Source organism: Streptomyces fildesensis (assembly GCF_016107395.1).
Lineage (GTDB): Bacteria > Actinomycetota > Actinomycetes > Streptomycetales > Streptomycetaceae > Actinacidiphila > Actinacidiphila fildesensis.
Genome location: NZ_JAAIKO010000011.1, coordinates 17,923 through 31,882 on the forward strand (window position 1 = coordinate 17,923; position 13,960 = coordinate 31,882).

The following is a 13,960-nucleotide window of genomic DNA, read 5'->3' on the forward strand; positions in this document are numbered from 1 at the left end:
CGGGGTCGGTCACGGGGCTCCCCTTGATACGGGCGCGGCCGGGAGCGTCGGTCCGCGCGTTGTCCCCCGGCACACTGGCTCTGACGTCCTCGGTGGGTTCATTCGGCCCGTCGTGGCCATGGCCTGCCGTGGCCCGCGATCTCAGACCACCTCACAGGCTCGGTCGAAGTCGGCCGACGCGGTCGTAGCGAGGTCGGACGTAGCGGGCCACGCCTGGGACGAGCAGTCGACGACCCGGTCGGGGCGGGTCACGGTGTGCCCCAGGCGCGCCACGAGTTCGCTGCCCACCTTCGGCCGCGGGACGTCCTGCGGCACGAAGAGGACGGAGACCTGCAGGTGCGGCGGCTCCGCGAACCAGCGCCGCCTGCCCGCCCAGACGAAGGGCGAGAGGTGGTGATTGGCGGTGGCCAGACCGAGGCGGGCCACGTTCTTGGCCCGGGGCACCACACCGTGCAGGTCCTTCGGGGCTTCCAGGCCCACCCCGTGCGAGGTACCGCCCGTGACGACCACCAGACAGCCGTCGGAGGGCACCTTGCCCTGCAGGAAACCGAAGCGCTCTCCCTTCACGACCGGCCTGACCTCCAGGACCGACGCGCGGAATTGAGTGGCCTCCTGGTCGCCCAGCCACAGCTGGGTCCCGATGCGGGCGCGGATGCGCGTGTGGGGGAACTGCCTCTGCACCTGGTCGAGTTCCCCGGCCTCCAGATGGCTGACGAACATGGTGTGCAAGGGCAGGCCCGCGGCGCGGAGTTGCTCCATGCACGCCATGACCTCCCCGGCGGCGTCCGGGCCGCCGATCCGGTTCAGCGGCAGGTGGATGGCGAACCCCTCCAGAATGACGTCCTCGAGAGCGGACCGCAGCAGGTGCAGGTCGTGCACACTGACGCCCGGCGACTTCATGCTGCTCACCACCTCGACGACGACACGGGCTCCCCTCAGACCGCGCAGGCTCTCGACGCAGGACACCGACCTGATCACCCGCCCCGGCAGCGCGGGGGCCTGCTCACCGCGCCAGTACGGCGACAGGACCAGAACCCGTCCGCTGTAGACGTCCTTCATCCGGGTTGCCTCGTAGGTCGTACCGACGGCGATGACGTCCGCCTTCAGGCGCTTGGCCTCCTCGGCCAGCGCCTCGTGGCCGAAGCCGAATCCGTTGCCCCTGACGACCGGGACCATCCCGGGGAACTGCCGGGTCACCACATCCTGATGCGCCCTCCAGCGCACGGGGTCGACGTAGAGCGTGAGCGCCATGACCGGTGACCTCCCTCTCCCGACTGCGCGACGCGCAGCAGTGAAACTGTCGGCAAGTACGGGCACCGTCCGACGTCCGTTCAGAACCGGCCGGAATGCAGCGAGAAACGGCCCGCCGTGCCTGCGGTGGACTCCCCTGCCGCTACGAGGCGATGGGACGATCGGAGAGGTGGGCGAGCTCGGTGAAGAAGGCGCGGTAGAGGGGCTCGTCGGTGGTGGGGAGGTCGACGGTGATCAGCAGACGCCGGGAACTCGTCGTGCTGGCGTAGATCGGTTCGTCGAGCTGCTCGACATTGCCGAAATGCAGCCGGGTCACGCCGCCCTTGCGCGCCTCGGCACGCACCTTCACCCAGCTCAGCGGGGACCGGTACGACCCGATGATGTGATTGCGCCGGAACACCTCGAAGATGCCGTGGTCGACCCGCAGATGCACGTCACCGTGCTCGAAGACCCTTGATTCCATGTCAGCCCATCCGTCGGTCGGCGAGCGTGGCCACGTCGGTGAAGTACGTGCGGAACAACATCTCGTCGTCGGGCGGCACCTGGACCGCCGGCGAACTGGCGAACCTGAAGGCGAGCCGGTCGGTGCCGTAGAGCGCAGCGCTCGGATCGCGGACGACACCGAAGAGCAACTGACCGGGTTTCTCCGGCTTCTTGTAGTGGACCAGGGCCCCGAGCCAGCGCAGCGGAACCCGGAACGTGTGCTCGGCGGAGGCCAGGTTGAAGAGCTCGAACACCCCCCGGTCCACGCGCAGGTGCAAATCCCCGTAGTCGAACGTGAGCGGATCCATGCCGGAGAAGGTATCGCGGGGCCCTGCGGTTGCGCGCAGCGGACCGAACGGGCGTCTCCTGCCGGTGTGGCACGGCGCGGCACGGCGCGGCGCGGAGGCGGCCGCCTCGGCCTGGGCGCCGCTCCGGGTGCACCGGCCCTCTGGCCGGACGCCCACACGGGCTCGAATCTGCTGGACGCTGCCCACCGTCCCGGCCCTGCCACCAGAAGCTCTCTTCGGGCGGCAGGGCCGAGACCGGTGGGAATCCGGTCGTCCGGTCAGTACTGCTCGGTCTCCTGGAACCCGGTGTTCCCGTCCTCGTCGGCGCTGAAAGCGTCGGCGGCGGCGGTCGGGTCGAACCCGGGCGGGCTGTCCCTCAGGGTCAGACCCATACCGGCCAGCTTCATCTTGACCTCGACGATCGACTTCCCGCCGAAGTTGCGGATGTCGAGCAGGTCCGCCTCGGAACGCGCCGTGAGCTCGCCCACCGAGTGGACGCCCTCACGCTTGAGACAGTTGTACGAGCGGACGGTGAGATCCAGCTCCTCGATCGGCAGCGCCAGATCGGCGGCCAGGGCCGCAACCGTCGGGGACGGGCCCATGTCGATGCCCTCGGCATCGGCATTGAGCTCGCTGGCCAGGCCGAACAGCTCGACCAGGGTCTTGCCGGCCGACGCCAGGGCGTCACGCGGCAGCACCGCCTGCTTGGTCTCGATGTCGACGATCAGCTTGTCGAAGTCGGTGCGCTGCTCGACACGGGTCGCCTCCACCGTGCAGGTGGCCTTGAGCACCGGGCTGTAGATGGAGTCGACCGGGATACGGCCGATCTCCTGGCCCTGCTGCTTGTTCTGGACGGCGGAGACGTAGCCGCGACCACGCTCGACGGTCAGCTCCACCTCCAGCTTGCCCTGGGCGTTCAGGGTGGCCAGCACCAGGTCGGGATTGTGCACCGTGACACCGGCCGGAGGCGTGATGTCGGCGGCGGTCACGACACCCGGGCCCTGCTTGCGCAGGTACATCACCACCGGCTCGTCCTCCTCCGAGGACACCACGAGCTGCTTGATGTTCAGGACGATGTCGGTCACGTCCTCCTTGACGCCCGGCACGGTGGTGAACTCATGGAGAACGCCATCGATGCGGATACTGGTGACAGCGGCACCGGGGATCGACGACAACAGCGCCCGGCGCAGCGAGTTCCCCAGGGTGTAGCCGAATCCCGGCTCCAGCGGTTCGATGACGAACCGTGAACGCCACACCTCGACGACCTCTTCGGTCAACGACGGACGCTGAGCGATCAGCACAGGAAAAATCCTCCATACTCCGGCGCCCCGACGTGGCGCCACCACCCGTGACTTTACTGGCGTCAGCGCTCCGCCGAGCCGCGCCGTGCTGGCGTCGGCGGCTCCGGAAGGTTTATCCCTCTTCTTCCGGCTTCTTCCGGCCAGGCGCTCGGGACGGCCGCCAGGCTCCGGACCGGCCATGTAAGGGCCGCCAGGACTCGAATGTCGGTGCGATACGGCAGGGTGGTCGGGTGAGGCGGTCGGGGTCGAACCGCACGACGGGCTGAGGGAGGCCGCGGAACTCCGCGCGGCCGCGGCCGGCAACGCCGCCCGGTTCGTCGCGGGTGACGCGGTGGCGCTGCCGCTCGACGATGCCGGCACCGATGTGGTGTGGTGCGAGCGCGTCTTCCAGCACCTCACCGAGCCCGCGAAGGCGGTCGGGGAGATCGTCCGCGTCCTGCGGCCGGGCGGGCGCGTCGTCCTGCTCGACACGGACTGGGCGACCGCGCTCCTGCACCCCGGCGACCCCGAGGTCGTCGCCGCGCTGATGCGCCGCGCGCTGACGGCCTCCGCGAATCCGCACGCCGGACGGCAACTCGTCGGCCAACTGGCCACGGCGGGGCTGGAGATCACCGACGTCGGCTCCCAGGCACTGATCCAGAGCAACACCAAGGTCAACTGGCAGCTCATCCGCATGCTCGGCGAGTCCGCGCTGCGCGAGGAGCTGATCTCCGAGCAGCAGCGGGACGCGCTGTACGCCGATCTCACCGCAGCTGCCGATGAGGGCGCGCTGCACATGTCCGTGACCATGTTCGGAGTGGCCGCGAGGCTTCCGTCCTCGTGATCCGAACCCGGCGGGCCGACGGGCCCGCCGGTGATCCCGCCGGCCGCTCTCCGGATCAACGGCGCCATCAACCGTCGCTCCTGCCGGCCACCCCCGCTCCTACCGCGGCTCTTGCGAAGCCGCGCCTTTCCCTTGACCTTCCGCATTGCCAGCCCGGCCGCGCCGATGATCAGCGCGGTCGGCAACTGCGTAAGGATTCCCTGCACCACGTAGTTCATTTTCTGGCCGCGTGCAGGCAACCCTGTTGAGCCTCTCGGACGAGTCCAGCCAGGTGAATGAACGGCGCGCGGACTGCGGCAACGAGTGGGCCCGTACGGAGGAGTACCGGGCCATCGTCCTCGGCCGCCAACTCAGCGGTGAACGGGCGCACCGAGAAGCATTGGAGCGCCGGCTGCGGCAGTACGAAGGCGGCCGGTAACCACCTGGCGACCAATACGCCCGCCAGGCCCGCGTCCTCGTCAGGCGGCCGCCGGCCGGGCGTCGAGGACGTGCTCGGCGAGCCGTCGGGCGGAGGCCGCGGGATGCGTTGCGGGGCGGGTGACCCCCGCCGCCAGTGCGCCGTCGATGAGCAGCAGAAGCTCGCCGGCCGCAGCCACGGGCCGCGGGTGTCCGAGCGCGAGGAGCTCGTGCTCCAGGAGCTGCTGCACCCGCATGCGGTACGCACGAGTGATGGCGTGTCCCGGGTGGTCGGGGTCGGTCAGGGCGAGATCGGCGGCGAGATAGCGGCAGCCGCGGAAGTCGGGCCGGTCAATGGCGGCGGCGATGCCGTCGAAGACGCCCAGCAGACGGGTACGAGGGTCATCGCCCGCCGCCTCGATGGCCTGGTGGTAGGCGGCCTCGTCCTCGGCAGTGCTCCGCCGCAGGACCTCGGCGATCAGTCCGTCCTTGCCGCCGAAGTGCTCGTAGAGGGAGCGCCGGGCCACGTTCGCCTCCTTCAGCAGTGCGTCGACGCCCACGGCCATGCCTTGGCTGTAGGTCAGCCGCTGGGCGGCTTCCAGGAGGCGTTCGCGAGGTCCCGGTGCGGTGCGAGTCGTCATAAGTGCCAGCCTGCCACCCATTGACGAGTAGATCAACCGGTCTATATGGTCCGGGTAGATCAATCGTTCTACTTCTGAGGGGTTACGGCATGTCGTTCCGCACCACCGCCGAAGTCATCGACCGCTTCAACCACTCCTTCATCCACCACGACGGGTCCGTACTCGCCGACCTGATCGACGACCACTGCGTGATGGAGGCCAACCAGCCGGCCCCCGACGGCGCCCGCTACGAAGGCCGCGCCGCATGCCTGGAGTTCTGGCAGACCGTCGCCGAGGACCGCACCACCCAGTTCGAGCCCGAAGACGTCGTCATCGCCGGTGAACGGGCGACGATCCGCTGGCGCTACCGCTTCGGCGACGGACCGGCCGACTCCGTCCGCGGCGTCAACCTCATGCACGTACGGAACGGCCTGATCGTCGAGGCCCTCGGCTACAGCAAGACCACCGGCGACGTACCACTCGCCGTCGACGGGCTCGACGGGCCCGCCGCACTCGACCGACTCGCCGGCTGAGCCCCACCTGCCGACGACCGGGACCGACAGACCGAGACCGACAGCTGAGCTCCGCAAGCCACAGAACGAATGGATGGATGGAGAACACCATGCGCAGTTACCACGTGAACAGCGGGGCCGGCATAGAAGGCCTGTCGATCAAGGAGCACGCGGACCCGGTCCCCGGCACCGGACAGGTCCTGGTGGCCGTCAAGGCCGTCTCGCTGAGCAACCGCGAGCTGATGGTGTTGCGAGGCAACTACGTCCTACCGGTGAAACCGGACGTGATCCCGGTGTCGGACGGTGCCGGCGAAGTCGTGGCGCTCGGTCCGGGAGTACACGGAGTGAAGATCGGCGACCGCGTCGCGGCGACGCTCTTCCCGAGCTGGCAGGACGGCCCGTTCGGCCTTCAGCATCTGCCACAGCGCGGCGGCTCCCTCGACGGCATGCTCACCGAGCTCGCGCTGATCAGCGAGGACTCACTCGTCCCGGTCCCCGATCACCTCTCCTACCAGGAAGCGGCGGCACTCCCCTGTGTCGGGGTCACCGCCTGGAACGCGCTGACAGGTGACGGCATCGGCCTGCGGGCGGGCGAGACCCTGGTGACCCAGGGGTCGGGCGGCGTGTCGCTGTTCGCGCTCCAGTTCGCCAAGGCACTCGGAGCCCGCGTGATCGCGACGACGAGCAGCCCGGACAAGGCGCGGCGCCTCATCGAACTCGGCGCGGACGAGGTCATCGACTACCGGTCCACGCCCGACTGGGCCTCCAAGGTCGTGGAGCTGACCGGCGGCCGGGGCGCCGACCGCGTGGTCGACGTGGCGGGCCTGTTGGAGCAGTCGCTCAAGGCGGTGGCGGTGGCGGGTCACGTCGCCTGCGTGGGCTTCGTCTCCGGCACGGCACAACCCCTGGACCCCGGCGTACTGTTCGCCTCCGGCGCCGTCCTGCGGACCGTGGCCGTCGGCAGCCGCAACCAGTTCCTCGCGATGAACCGCGCACTGCAGGTCAACCGGATCCATCCGGTCATCGACCGGGAGTTCACCTTCGAGGAAGCCCCCGACGCCTACCGGTTCTACGCCTCGGGCAAGGCCTTCGGCAAGGTCGTCATCACTCTTTGAGACAACCCGCGACAACCTGACGCCAACCGCACTCACCTCCCGGCAACGGGAGGTGAGTGCGGTGCGTCCGCGTGTGCGTCCGGGTGCTCGAAATTCTTCTCATGAGGAGGTAGAACAAGGCCTCTTGGGGCAGGCGACGCACACAACACCGATCGAGGAGGCCCCCATGCCCATCACCTTCCGCAAGTCGTTCCGGATCTTCCCCGGCGTCCGCCTCAACGTGAACCGCAAGTCGCTCTCCCTGACCCTCGGTTCGAAGGGCGGCCATCGCACCTGGTCGACCACCGGCAGAAGGACCACGTCCACGGACCTCCCGGGTCCCTTCGGCTACCGCCACACCGACACGCGCGACTGAACCGGGCGGCGCGGCGGCGTTCGCCGGCGCGGTGACCACGCAGGGTCAGAGCTCGTGAGCTCGTTCGTGACGGGGTTCGTACAGCCCGACCTCGCCACCTCCGGGCAGTTGCAGAATGCTCATCAGACCCCAGCCCTGGTCGGTCACCGGCTGGATGAACGTGACGCCCTTCGCCGTCAGTTCCTCCACGCTGGCGGTGACGTCGTCGCACATCAGGAAGAGCTCGTGGCGCTCCGGGCCGTCGGTGGGGTGCACGGCGATTTCGGCGGGCGGCAGCTTGAAGATGAGCCATCCGCCGCCCGCATCCACGTGCGGATAACCCAGCACATCGCGGAAGAACACGCGATCGGCTTCGGCATCCCGGCTGTAGATCACCACATGAACACCATTGATCATGATCAGATCCTCACTTGGCGGCCTTCGCTGCCGCCTTCATTTCCTGCTTGTGTGCCCGTACTTTCGCCAGTGACTCCGGTCCGGTGATGTCGGCGGCGGACCGGTAGACCCCGGCGGGCCCGTACTTGCCCGCCGCCTCCCGCCACCCCTTCGGCCGTACGCCCAGCCGCTTACCCAGCAGTGCCAGGAAGATCTGCGCTTTCTGCTCCCCGAAGCCGGGCAGCGCCTTCAGCCGCCCCAACAGCTCCGCGCCCGTATCCGCGCCCGTCCACACGGACGAGGCGTCCCCCTCGTAGTGCTCGACCAGGTACGCGCACAGCTGCTGGACCCGTTTCGCCATCGATCCCGGATAACGGTGCACGGCCGGCTTCTCCGACAGCAGCGCCGCGAAGGCGTCCGGGTCGTACGCGGCAATGGCATGCGCGTCCAGGTCATCGGCCCCCAGCCGCTGGGCGATGGTGTACGGCCCCGAGAAGGCCCACTCCATCGGCACCTGCTGGTCCAGCAGCATGCCGACCAGCGCCGCCAGCGGACTGCGGCCGAGCAGCTCGTCGGCCTCCGGCTGCTGGGCCAGCCGCGTCGTGATCTCCATATCTCCAGCTTCGCCCCCACCCGGGCATTCCGCACGGTCGGCGCACCGGGCAAGCCCAGGGGCGGCGGCAGGCGGGGACTGTTTTCCCCCCGGGGCCGGCCGGTGTCAGGGCCGGCCGGCCCCGGAGTGCGGGCGCCGCACACCGTCGGGCGCGCCGGGTCCGGTGGTCGGTGTCAGTTCTTCGACAGCCGCAGGAAGCGGATTCCCGGCATCGGGAGCATGACGGTGACCGTGTCGGTCCCGTGCTCGGATGCGGTCAGTCCGGCCAGTTTCTCGGTGGTCAGCTCGTCCGCGGCGCGCAGCGTCCGCCACTGGGCCTCGTCCGGCCATTCGCCGCCGCCGAGGCCGTCCCAGACCTTGCGGATTTTCGCGTGGTTCTCGTCCAGCCGGCGGGAATCGACGGTGAAGCGGGCGCCCGGCGTCAGTCCGGCAGACCCGCAGCATCCCTGCCCGCAGAACCGGCGGGATAAGGTTCCGGGCATGAGAAACACACGTTCAACAGGGCCGGCGGGCTTCAAGTAGCCCGCCAGGAGATACCTGGCGGTTGCTGCGAACGGAGCCCCGTGGCACGCACCGCCCACCACCACGTTCCCCTGCACCACAGCGGGAAGTCACCCGACTGCCGGCCTGAACACCCGTGGCGTTCCGTGGTTCTCCACGACCTCAGGTACAGCGCCCGCACCTTCAGCGATGCGACGCATGAGTCCAGAAGGCCCCACCCGCGCATGGTCCGGCGCACGGTGGAGGTCTACTCGTGGGCTCGAAGCTGTCGGGACCCTTCCGTCGCTCGGTGGTCCGCGGAGGAGGAACGCCGGGCACGACAGCGGCTGCGAGCCCAAGTAGGGACTCTCCTGGGACTGGTGAACTCCACCACCGGCGAACTCGCACTCGACGCCGCGGATGCGGTGGACATACCGCCGGCGCGTCACCGGCGCAGCTCTCTCTGGCTCGCATAGCCGGCAATCCATGTGCCCTTTTCGGCCCGACCAGTTGGGTGCTCTCCCAGGAACACGCCTGGGAGAGGCCGGCGACGACCGGTTCGGGCCGGCCTCGGCCGAGTGGGCCGAGGGGGCTGGTGATCTGGTGGAGCTGGGTGAGCTGGGTTGATCAGTACGCGGAGTTCACGTTGTCGATCGAACCGTAGCGGTGCGCCGCGTAGTTGGCGGCGGCGGTGATGTTGGCGACCGGGTCGGTGAGGCGATTGGCGGTGCCGGCGACGTGGTAGGTGTCGAAGGTCGGCTGGATCACCTGGAGCAGGCCCTTGGACGGGATGCCGTTGATCGCGTTGATGTCCCAGTCGTTGACGGCGTTCGGGTTGCCGCTGGACTCGCGCATGATGTTGCGGTGCAGGCCGGAGTAGCTACCCGGGATGCCCTTGGACTTCATGATGGCCAGCGACTCGCGGATCCAACCGTCCAGGTTGTTCGAGTACTTCGGGGCAGACACGGCAACCGGCTTGCGCACGGTCGACCGGTTAGCGGCCGGCTTGGCCTTGTGCTGGGCGGCGGCGACCGGCTTGGCCTTCGCGGGTCCCTTGGTGAGGTCGCGCGAGGCGTCCTTCGCAGCGGCGGGCTTGCCGACGTAGGCCGGGTAGGAGCTGACAGCCGCTCCCTTGGTGAGCGCCTGGACCTTGGTGCCGGCCTGGCCGTCGGCGGAGACCTTCGCGACGTTGATGGCGGGGAGCGCGGAGGTGCTCTGGGTGGCGGTGCCGGCGAGGGCGAGGGCCGTGGTGCAGCCGGCGGCGGTGAGCGCGACAGCGGAGATCTTGAAGCGCTTGGAGGGGCGGAAGGTGCGCAGGGAGGAGAGCTGAGTGGGTGCGGGCATGCGGTATGAACCTCTTCCAGACGGGATCAGGGGACGGCCGGCCGTAGCGGCGGCGTGCGGAGCAGGTGGCGGGCCCGGTCTCGCTGATGTGTCGAGAGGGCGCTGCGCTCATGTTCGTGCTGCTCGAACCATGGTTAACGCGGCCCGCCGGCGATGGCAAAGACCTCGCTTACTACCCGTCTTAGTAAGCAGAGCCGAAAGGCACCCGTCGGGGCTGTGCGCGGCCCGAAAGGGAAGGGAAATACGTCCACTAAGCGGCTTCGGACGTGACGTAGGTCCTGTGCCCGGGCTCACTCGATGCGGGGTTTCCAGGCCACCGAAACAGCCTCTATTCGGCGATGGCCTGCCCTCGCCCGCCCATCCCGATCCCCTTTGATCCAGGCATTGCGTACGCCGGGCGCGAAAGATCCGGCCGGCTCAAGGCCGGCCCCTTCTGTTTTTCGGGACCGGACAGCCGGCCAGCCGGTCGGACCGAACAAAGACGAGTAATAGGAGGAGCGATAGCGGGGCGACGTGACTTTCGGTGCCCACTGGCTCACTCATGCGGACGGGCTGTCCCCGGCGCGGTGGCGCACTCCGGGAAACAGCCCGCGATCAGGGAAGGTCTCTCACCAGGGAAGAGTCCCCTCGGCGTCGAAATACCCGCCGGTCGGGCCGTCAGGGCTCAGCTGGGCCATGCGCACGATGATCTCGGCGCCCTGCTCAACGCTCTGAATGCCGCTGTGCGCATTCAGGTCGGTCTTGGTGAAGCCGGGCTCCACTGCATTGATCCGCATGTCCGGGAACGCCTTCGCGTACTGCACCGTGATCATGTTGACCGTGGCTTTCGACGCCGGATAGGCCACGCCCGGGTAGGCGTGCGTCGGGGTTCCCGGGGTGGTGACCAGGGAAAGCGAGGCCAGGCCGCTGCTGACGTTGACCATGACCGGGGCGGCGGAACGCTGCAGCAGCGGGAGAAAAGCGTGGATGACGCGCACCGTGCCGAAGACGTTCGTTTCGAATGTCTTCCGCATCACGTCCGCGGTCAGACCCAATGCATCGATCACGACGGTGCCGTCCCGCATTTCCTCCTGGATACCGGCGTTGTTGATCAGTACGTCCAGCCCTCCGTCGGCCTCGACGGCCTTCACCGCGGCCTGCACGGACGCGTCGTCGGTGACGTCGAGCTGCATCGCGCGCGCACCGAGCTGCTCGGCGGCCCGGCGGCCGCGTTCGGCGTCCCGGCTGCCGAGGTAGACGGTGTGTCCCGCGGCGATGAGCCGGCGGGCGGCCTCGAAGCCGAGACCCTTGTTCGCTCCGGTGATCAGTGTTGTTGTCATGCCTCCACGCTGCGGCACAGCCGCACGGGCGAGCCAGGAGTCCCGTTTTCCTGGGACTCCCAGTACCAGGACGATCCGGGCCGGGCGGTGCACAGTGGGGTTCATGGCGACCACGGAGTTCGGGCACACGTTGCGGCGCTGGCGCGACCGGGTCTCCCCGGAGGCGGCAGGGCTGGCGGCCGGCGGCCATCGGCGCGCGGCCGGGCTGCGCCGGGAGGAGCTCGCCCTGCTGGCCGGGGTCTCGGTCGACTACGTCACCCGCCTCGAACAGGGCCGGGCGACCAACCCTTCGGAACAGGTCGTCGAGGCCCTGGGCCGGGCGCTGCGCCTGTCCGTGGCCGAGCGCGAGCATCTGTTCCACGCCGCCGGGCTGGTGCCACCGGGCCAGGGCACGGTGCCCGCCTACATCACACCCAGCGTCCAGCGGATGCTGGACCGGCTGACCGGGACGCCCGTCGCGGTCTCGGACGCGGCGTGGACCCTGCTGCTCGCCAACCCTCTGTACGTGGCCTTGATGGGCGAGCTGCACGGCAACGAGCGCAACGCGGTGTGGCGCACCTTCCTCGGCCCGCCCGGCCGCGTCCGCCACACACCGCAGTCCCAGCGCGCACTCGAAATCGCGCAGGTCACGGCGTTGCGGGCGACCGCGGGCCGGTATCCGGCGGACCTACGGGTACGGCGGCTGGTCGCGGAGCTGCGCGCGAAGAGTGACCGGTTCGCCGAGCTGTGGGACGGCGGAGCCGTCGGCCGGCACGAGGCCGCGCGCAAGACCATCGATCACCCGCAGGTGGGTGCCCTGACGCTCGACTGCGACATCCTCAGCGTCGCGGGAAGCGATCTGCGCATCATGATCTACACCGCCGAGCCCGGCACCCCGGACGCCGAACGCCTTGCCCTCCTCGCCGTGCTCGGCACCCAGACACTCACCGGATAGCGGCTCCGCACCGGTCCTCACCCGCCCCCACCGGCCTTTCGGCGGACGCGGCGTCAGAAACGTATGTCCGGCGCCTGGAGGACGATACGCAGGAGCTCGTCGGCACGCTCGGCGTCGACTTCGTGGCGTAGCCAGACGTTCTGCTTGGGGTCGGCGGCCGGATCCTCGCTGACCGTCACCCAGAGCAGCAGGCCCCACAGCACCGTGAGGGAATGCCCGGCCATTTGAGCGCCGAAGCCCACCGGGACGGCGACGCCGATGCGCGGCGGCGGGGTGCCGTCGAAGTCGGGCGGGGCGAAGTCCGAGACGTCGTGGCCGGCGAGGACCAGCGGTGTTCCGGTGACCTGGAGCCAGTGCACCTCGATGCCCTCGCCGATCCGGTCGAGCGCGACCGACAGCCAGCCGCGCACCGTCGCCTCCGGGTCGGGGAGCCAGCTCAGCGGGCCGTCGGGGTCGGTCGCGCGGCGCAGGTCGTTCTGCGGGGGCCCGAAGTTCTCGTTCTCCACGGGCCCTTCGAGCTCGTTACCGTCACGGTCCACCCGCCACCAGCGGCGGATCGACTCCCGTGGCGCCCAGGTCTCCGACGAGTACTCCCCCGCGACCTCGTAGATCCAGCGGGACCCGTCGTCGTCATCACCGCCGGGCATGGGTGCGTCCTGCGGCCCCACCGGCCGCAGCGCCCCCTGGGGCCGGGTGTCCTGCGACATCGACTGAGGGCGTGCGTCCTGGGGCCCGTCCTGCGGTGTGTCCCGTGGTGCGTCCTGCGGTGTGTCCAGCGGCCGTGTGTCCGCAGGCCGTCCCTTGCGCCCGAAGATCCCCATTCTCCGTCCTCCCCCTCGACCCGTGCGGTTGTGCGACATCCTTCCCCGGGCGGGGGGCGGTCAGGCGGGAAACGAGACTTTCCGCCTGGCGCCGTCGAGATCAACTCCGGGTACACGGACCCCGGTTGCCGACGTATCAGCGACGGTAGGCGTCGATCAGCGCGAAGGTGGCTGCCGGCTGCTCCAGCTGCGGCAGGTGACCTGCTTCGGGGATGATCTGGAGCCGGCCGTTGCCGAAGGCTTCGGCATACGCCTCGCCGTAGGCAGGGGTGACGACGCGGTCGCTCTCTCCCCAGAGCAGAAGCGTGGGGACGTCGACGCGCCGCAGGCGGCGGAGCAGTTTGGGGTCGTGCATGTAGGGGTCGCCCGCGAGTTCGCGCATGGTGGCCATGTTGGCCTGCTGAAGCGCGAGTCGCTCGGCTGGGACGTCGGCGGGGTCGACGTAGAAGCGGTCCGAGTCGTGCCAGGCGTATTCGGCGACGCCGGCGGCGTCGAGCGCGAAGAAGTCGACTATCGGCTCGGCTTCGACGTGCACTCCGGCGGCGTCGATCAGGACCAGTCCGGTGATGAGTCCCGCGGTGTCGCGCACGGCCATTTCGGCGGCGGTCCAGCCGCCGAGCGAGGAGCCGATGACGAGCACGTCGCGGAGCTTGAGGTCCTGGAGGCAGTGCAGGTAGGCGAGGGCGAGATCGTCGATACCGGTCAGCCACGCGGGGCGAGGGGCACCGTTCCAGCCGGGGTGGGTGGGCGTGATGGTGTGCATGGTCGGTGCGAGGTGGTCCGCGAGTCCGGCGACCGTGGCCGGCCCCCCGCCACCGTGCAGGATCAGGCAGGGGCGGCCGGAGCCGGCCTCGGCGAGGGTGATGGACAGGTCGGGGTACACGGCAACCGTGTGGTTCGTTGGCATGCCCTCACTCTAACTAAGGATGTT

The 13,960-nt window shown here is 69.4% G+C and carries 17 protein-coding genes and 1 pseudogene; 6 read left to right on the forward strand and 12 right to left on the reverse strand.

What is annotated here, in order from left to right:
* Nucleotides 1-141 precede the first annotated feature (141 nt).
* From C6N31_RS17860 to C6N31_RS17875, 4 genes are all read right to left on the reverse strand, one after another.
* Nucleotides 142-1,251 carry an alanine racemase gene (locus C6N31_RS17860; protein WP_198357820.1) on the reverse strand — a complete coding sequence of 370 codons (1,110 nt, stop codon included), beginning with the start codon at nucleotides 1,249-1,251 and terminating at the stop codon, nucleotides 142-144.
* A 142-nt stretch (nucleotides 1,252-1,393) separates the two neighbouring features.
* Nucleotides 1,394-1,714, reverse strand: a complete 321-nt coding sequence (locus tag C6N31_RS17865) for a hypothetical protein (protein WP_138354610.1) — start codon at nucleotides 1,712-1,714, stop codon at nucleotides 1,394-1,396.
* A 1-nt stretch (nucleotide 1,715) separates the two neighbouring features.
* The gene (locus C6N31_RS17870; RefSeq protein WP_138354609.1) at nucleotides 1,716-2,042 is read right to left on the reverse strand and encodes a hypothetical protein; all 327 of its coding nucleotides are present in this window, start codon (nucleotides 2,040-2,042) and stop codon (nucleotides 1,716-1,718) included.
* 257 nt (nucleotides 2,043-2,299) lie between these two features.
* Nucleotides 2,300-3,322 (reverse strand): DNA-directed RNA polymerase subunit alpha, encoded by a 1,023-nt coding sequence (locus C6N31_RS17875; RefSeq protein ID WP_138354608.1) that lies wholly within the window; start codon nucleotides 3,320-3,322, stop codon nucleotides 2,300-2,302.
* 238 nt (nucleotides 3,323-3,560) lie between these two features.
* Between C6N31_RS17875 and C6N31_RS17880 the strand changes: the two are divergent.
* Both C6N31_RS17880 and C6N31_RS17885 read left to right on the forward strand, forming a co-directional pair.
* A pseudogene (locus C6N31_RS17880) lies at nucleotides 3,561-4,145 on the forward strand (methyltransferase domain-containing protein); the annotation flags it as partial.
* A 229-nt stretch (nucleotides 4,146-4,374) separates the two neighbouring features.
* Nucleotides 4,375-4,563, forward strand: coding sequence for a hypothetical protein (locus tag C6N31_RS17885; RefSeq protein WP_138354606.1), 189 nt, complete (start codon nucleotides 4,375-4,377; stop codon nucleotides 4,561-4,563).
* Between the two features lie 40 nt (nucleotides 4,564-4,603).
* On the opposite strand, the gene C6N31_RS17890 is transcribed toward C6N31_RS17885, so the two are convergent.
* Nucleotides 4,604-5,182: a TetR/AcrR family transcriptional regulator gene (locus C6N31_RS17890; protein ID WP_138354605.1), complete on the reverse strand. Its 579-nt coding sequence runs from the start codon at nucleotides 5,180-5,182 to the stop codon at nucleotides 4,604-4,606.
* Between the two features lie 89 nt (nucleotides 5,183-5,271).
* On the opposite strand from C6N31_RS17890, the gene C6N31_RS17895 reads away from it, so the two are divergent.
* The 3 genes from C6N31_RS17895 (at nucleotide 5,272) to C6N31_RS17905 (ending at nucleotide 7,143) form a co-directional block, all read left to right on the forward strand.
* Nucleotides 5,272-5,694 carry a nuclear transport factor 2 family protein gene (locus tag C6N31_RS17895; RefSeq protein WP_198357821.1) on the forward strand — a complete coding sequence of 141 codons (423 nt, stop codon included), beginning with the start codon at nucleotides 5,272-5,274 and terminating at the stop codon, nucleotides 5,692-5,694.
* Nucleotides 5,695-5,783: 89 nt separating this feature from the next.
* Nucleotides 5,784-6,788 (forward strand): zinc-dependent alcohol dehydrogenase family protein, encoded by a 1,005-nt coding sequence (locus tag C6N31_RS17900; RefSeq protein ID WP_138354603.1) that lies wholly within the window; start codon nucleotides 5,784-5,786, stop codon nucleotides 6,786-6,788.
* Nucleotides 6,789-6,954: 166 nt separating this feature from the next.
* Nucleotides 6,955-7,143, forward strand: coding sequence for a DUF4236 domain-containing protein (locus C6N31_RS17905; RefSeq protein WP_138354602.1), 189 nt, complete (start codon nucleotides 6,955-6,957; stop codon nucleotides 7,141-7,143).
* Nucleotides 7,144-7,188: 45 nt separating this feature from the next.
* On the opposite strand, the gene C6N31_RS17910 is transcribed toward C6N31_RS17905, so the two are convergent.
* From C6N31_RS17910 to C6N31_RS17930, 5 genes are all read right to left on the reverse strand, one after another.
* Nucleotides 7,189-7,521 (reverse strand): VOC family protein, encoded by a 333-nt coding sequence (locus C6N31_RS17910; RefSeq protein WP_244808958.1) that lies wholly within the window; start codon nucleotides 7,519-7,521, stop codon nucleotides 7,189-7,191.
* A 28-nt stretch (nucleotides 7,522-7,549) separates the two neighbouring features.
* Complete coding sequence (locus C6N31_RS17915) at nucleotides 7,550-8,131, reverse strand: HhH-GPD-type base excision DNA repair protein (RefSeq protein ID WP_198357822.1); 582 nt, start codon at nucleotides 8,129-8,131, stop codon at nucleotides 7,550-7,552.
* A gap of 173 nt (nucleotides 8,132-8,304) precedes the next feature.
* Nucleotides 8,305-8,613, reverse strand: a complete 309-nt coding sequence (locus C6N31_RS17920; RefSeq protein WP_198357823.1) for a hypothetical protein — start codon at nucleotides 8,611-8,613, stop codon at nucleotides 8,305-8,307.
* Between the two features lie 625 nt (nucleotides 8,614-9,238).
* Nucleotides 9,239-9,955, reverse strand: coding sequence for a transglycosylase SLT domain-containing protein (locus C6N31_RS17925; protein ID WP_138354598.1), 717 nt, complete (start codon nucleotides 9,953-9,955; stop codon nucleotides 9,239-9,241).
* A gap of 608 nt (nucleotides 9,956-10,563) precedes the next feature.
* Nucleotides 10,564-11,274, reverse strand: coding sequence for an SDR family NAD(P)-dependent oxidoreductase (locus C6N31_RS17930; RefSeq protein ID WP_138354597.1), 711 nt, complete (start codon nucleotides 11,272-11,274; stop codon nucleotides 10,564-10,566).
* A gap of 103 nt (nucleotides 11,275-11,377) precedes the next feature.
* Here C6N31_RS17930 and C6N31_RS17935 point away from each other — a divergent pair, with 103 nt between their 5' ends.
* Nucleotides 11,378-12,208: a helix-turn-helix transcriptional regulator gene (locus tag C6N31_RS17935; protein WP_138354596.1), complete on the forward strand. Its 831-nt coding sequence runs from the start codon at nucleotides 11,378-11,380 to the stop codon at nucleotides 12,206-12,208.
* Between the two features lie 53 nt (nucleotides 12,209-12,261).
* Here the strand turns inward: C6N31_RS17935 and C6N31_RS17940 are convergent, their stop codons facing one another.
* The gene (locus C6N31_RS17940; protein WP_138354595.1) at nucleotides 12,262-12,915 is read right to left on the reverse strand and encodes a hypothetical protein; all 654 of its coding nucleotides are present in this window, start codon (nucleotides 12,913-12,915) and stop codon (nucleotides 12,262-12,264) included.
* Between the two features lie 250 nt (nucleotides 12,916-13,165).
* Entirely contained in the window at nucleotides 13,166-13,936 is a 771-nt protein-coding gene (locus tag C6N31_RS17945) for an alpha/beta fold hydrolase (protein WP_138354594.1), read from the reverse strand.
* Nucleotides 13,937-13,960: the final 24 nt, after the last annotated feature.

Bases quoted from the DNA above. Each gene is read 5' to 3' on its own strand.
- C6N31_RS17860 (WP_198357820.1), bottom strand. From the start codon at position 1,251: ATGGCGCTCACGCTCTACGTCGACCCCGTGCGCTGGAGGGCGCATCAG.
- C6N31_RS17865 (WP_138354610.1), bottom strand. From the start codon at position 1,714: ATGGAATCAAGGGTCTTCGAGCACGGTGACGTGCATCTGCGGGTCGAC.
- C6N31_RS17870 (WP_138354609.1), bottom strand. From the start codon at position 2,042: ATGGATCCGCTCACGTTCGACTACGGGGATTTGCACCTGCGCGTGGAC.
- C6N31_RS17890 (WP_138354605.1), bottom strand. From the start codon at position 5,182: ATGACGACTCGCACCGCACCGGGACCTCGCGAACGCCTCCTGGAAGCC.
- C6N31_RS17895 (WP_198357821.1), top strand. From the start codon at position 5,272: ATGTCGTTCCGCACCACCGCCGAAGTCATCGACCGCTTCAACCACTCC.
- C6N31_RS17900 (WP_138354603.1), top strand. From the start codon at position 5,784: ATGCGCAGTTACCACGTGAACAGCGGGGCCGGCATAGAAGGCCTGTCG.
- C6N31_RS17905 (WP_138354602.1), top strand. From the start codon at position 6,955: ATGCCCATCACCTTCCGCAAGTCGTTCCGGATCTTCCCCGGCGTCCGC.
- C6N31_RS17915 (WP_198357822.1), bottom strand. From the start codon at position 8,131: ATGGAGATCACGACGCGGCTGGCCCAGCAGCCGGAGGCCGACGAGCTG.
- C6N31_RS17920 (WP_198357823.1), bottom strand. From the start codon at position 8,613: ATGCCCGGAACCTTATCCCGCCGGTTCTGCGGGCAGGGATGCTGCGGG.
- C6N31_RS17925 (WP_138354598.1), bottom strand. From the start codon at position 9,955: ATGCCCGCACCCACTCAGCTCTCCTCCCTGCGCACCTTCCGCCCCTCC.
- C6N31_RS17930 (WP_138354597.1), bottom strand. From the start codon at position 11,274: ATGACAACAACACTGATCACCGGAGCGAACAAGGGTCTCGGCTTCGAG.
- C6N31_RS17935 (WP_138354596.1), top strand. From the start codon at position 11,378: ATGGCGACCACGGAGTTCGGGCACACGTTGCGGCGCTGGCGCGACCGG.
- C6N31_RS17940 (WP_138354595.1), bottom strand. From the start codon at position 12,915: ATGTCGCAGGACACCCGGCCCCAGGGGGCGCTGCGGCCGGTGGGGCCG.
- C6N31_RS17945 (WP_138354594.1), bottom strand. From the start codon at position 13,936: ATGCCAACGAACCACACGGTTGCCGTGTACCCCGACCTGTCCATCACC.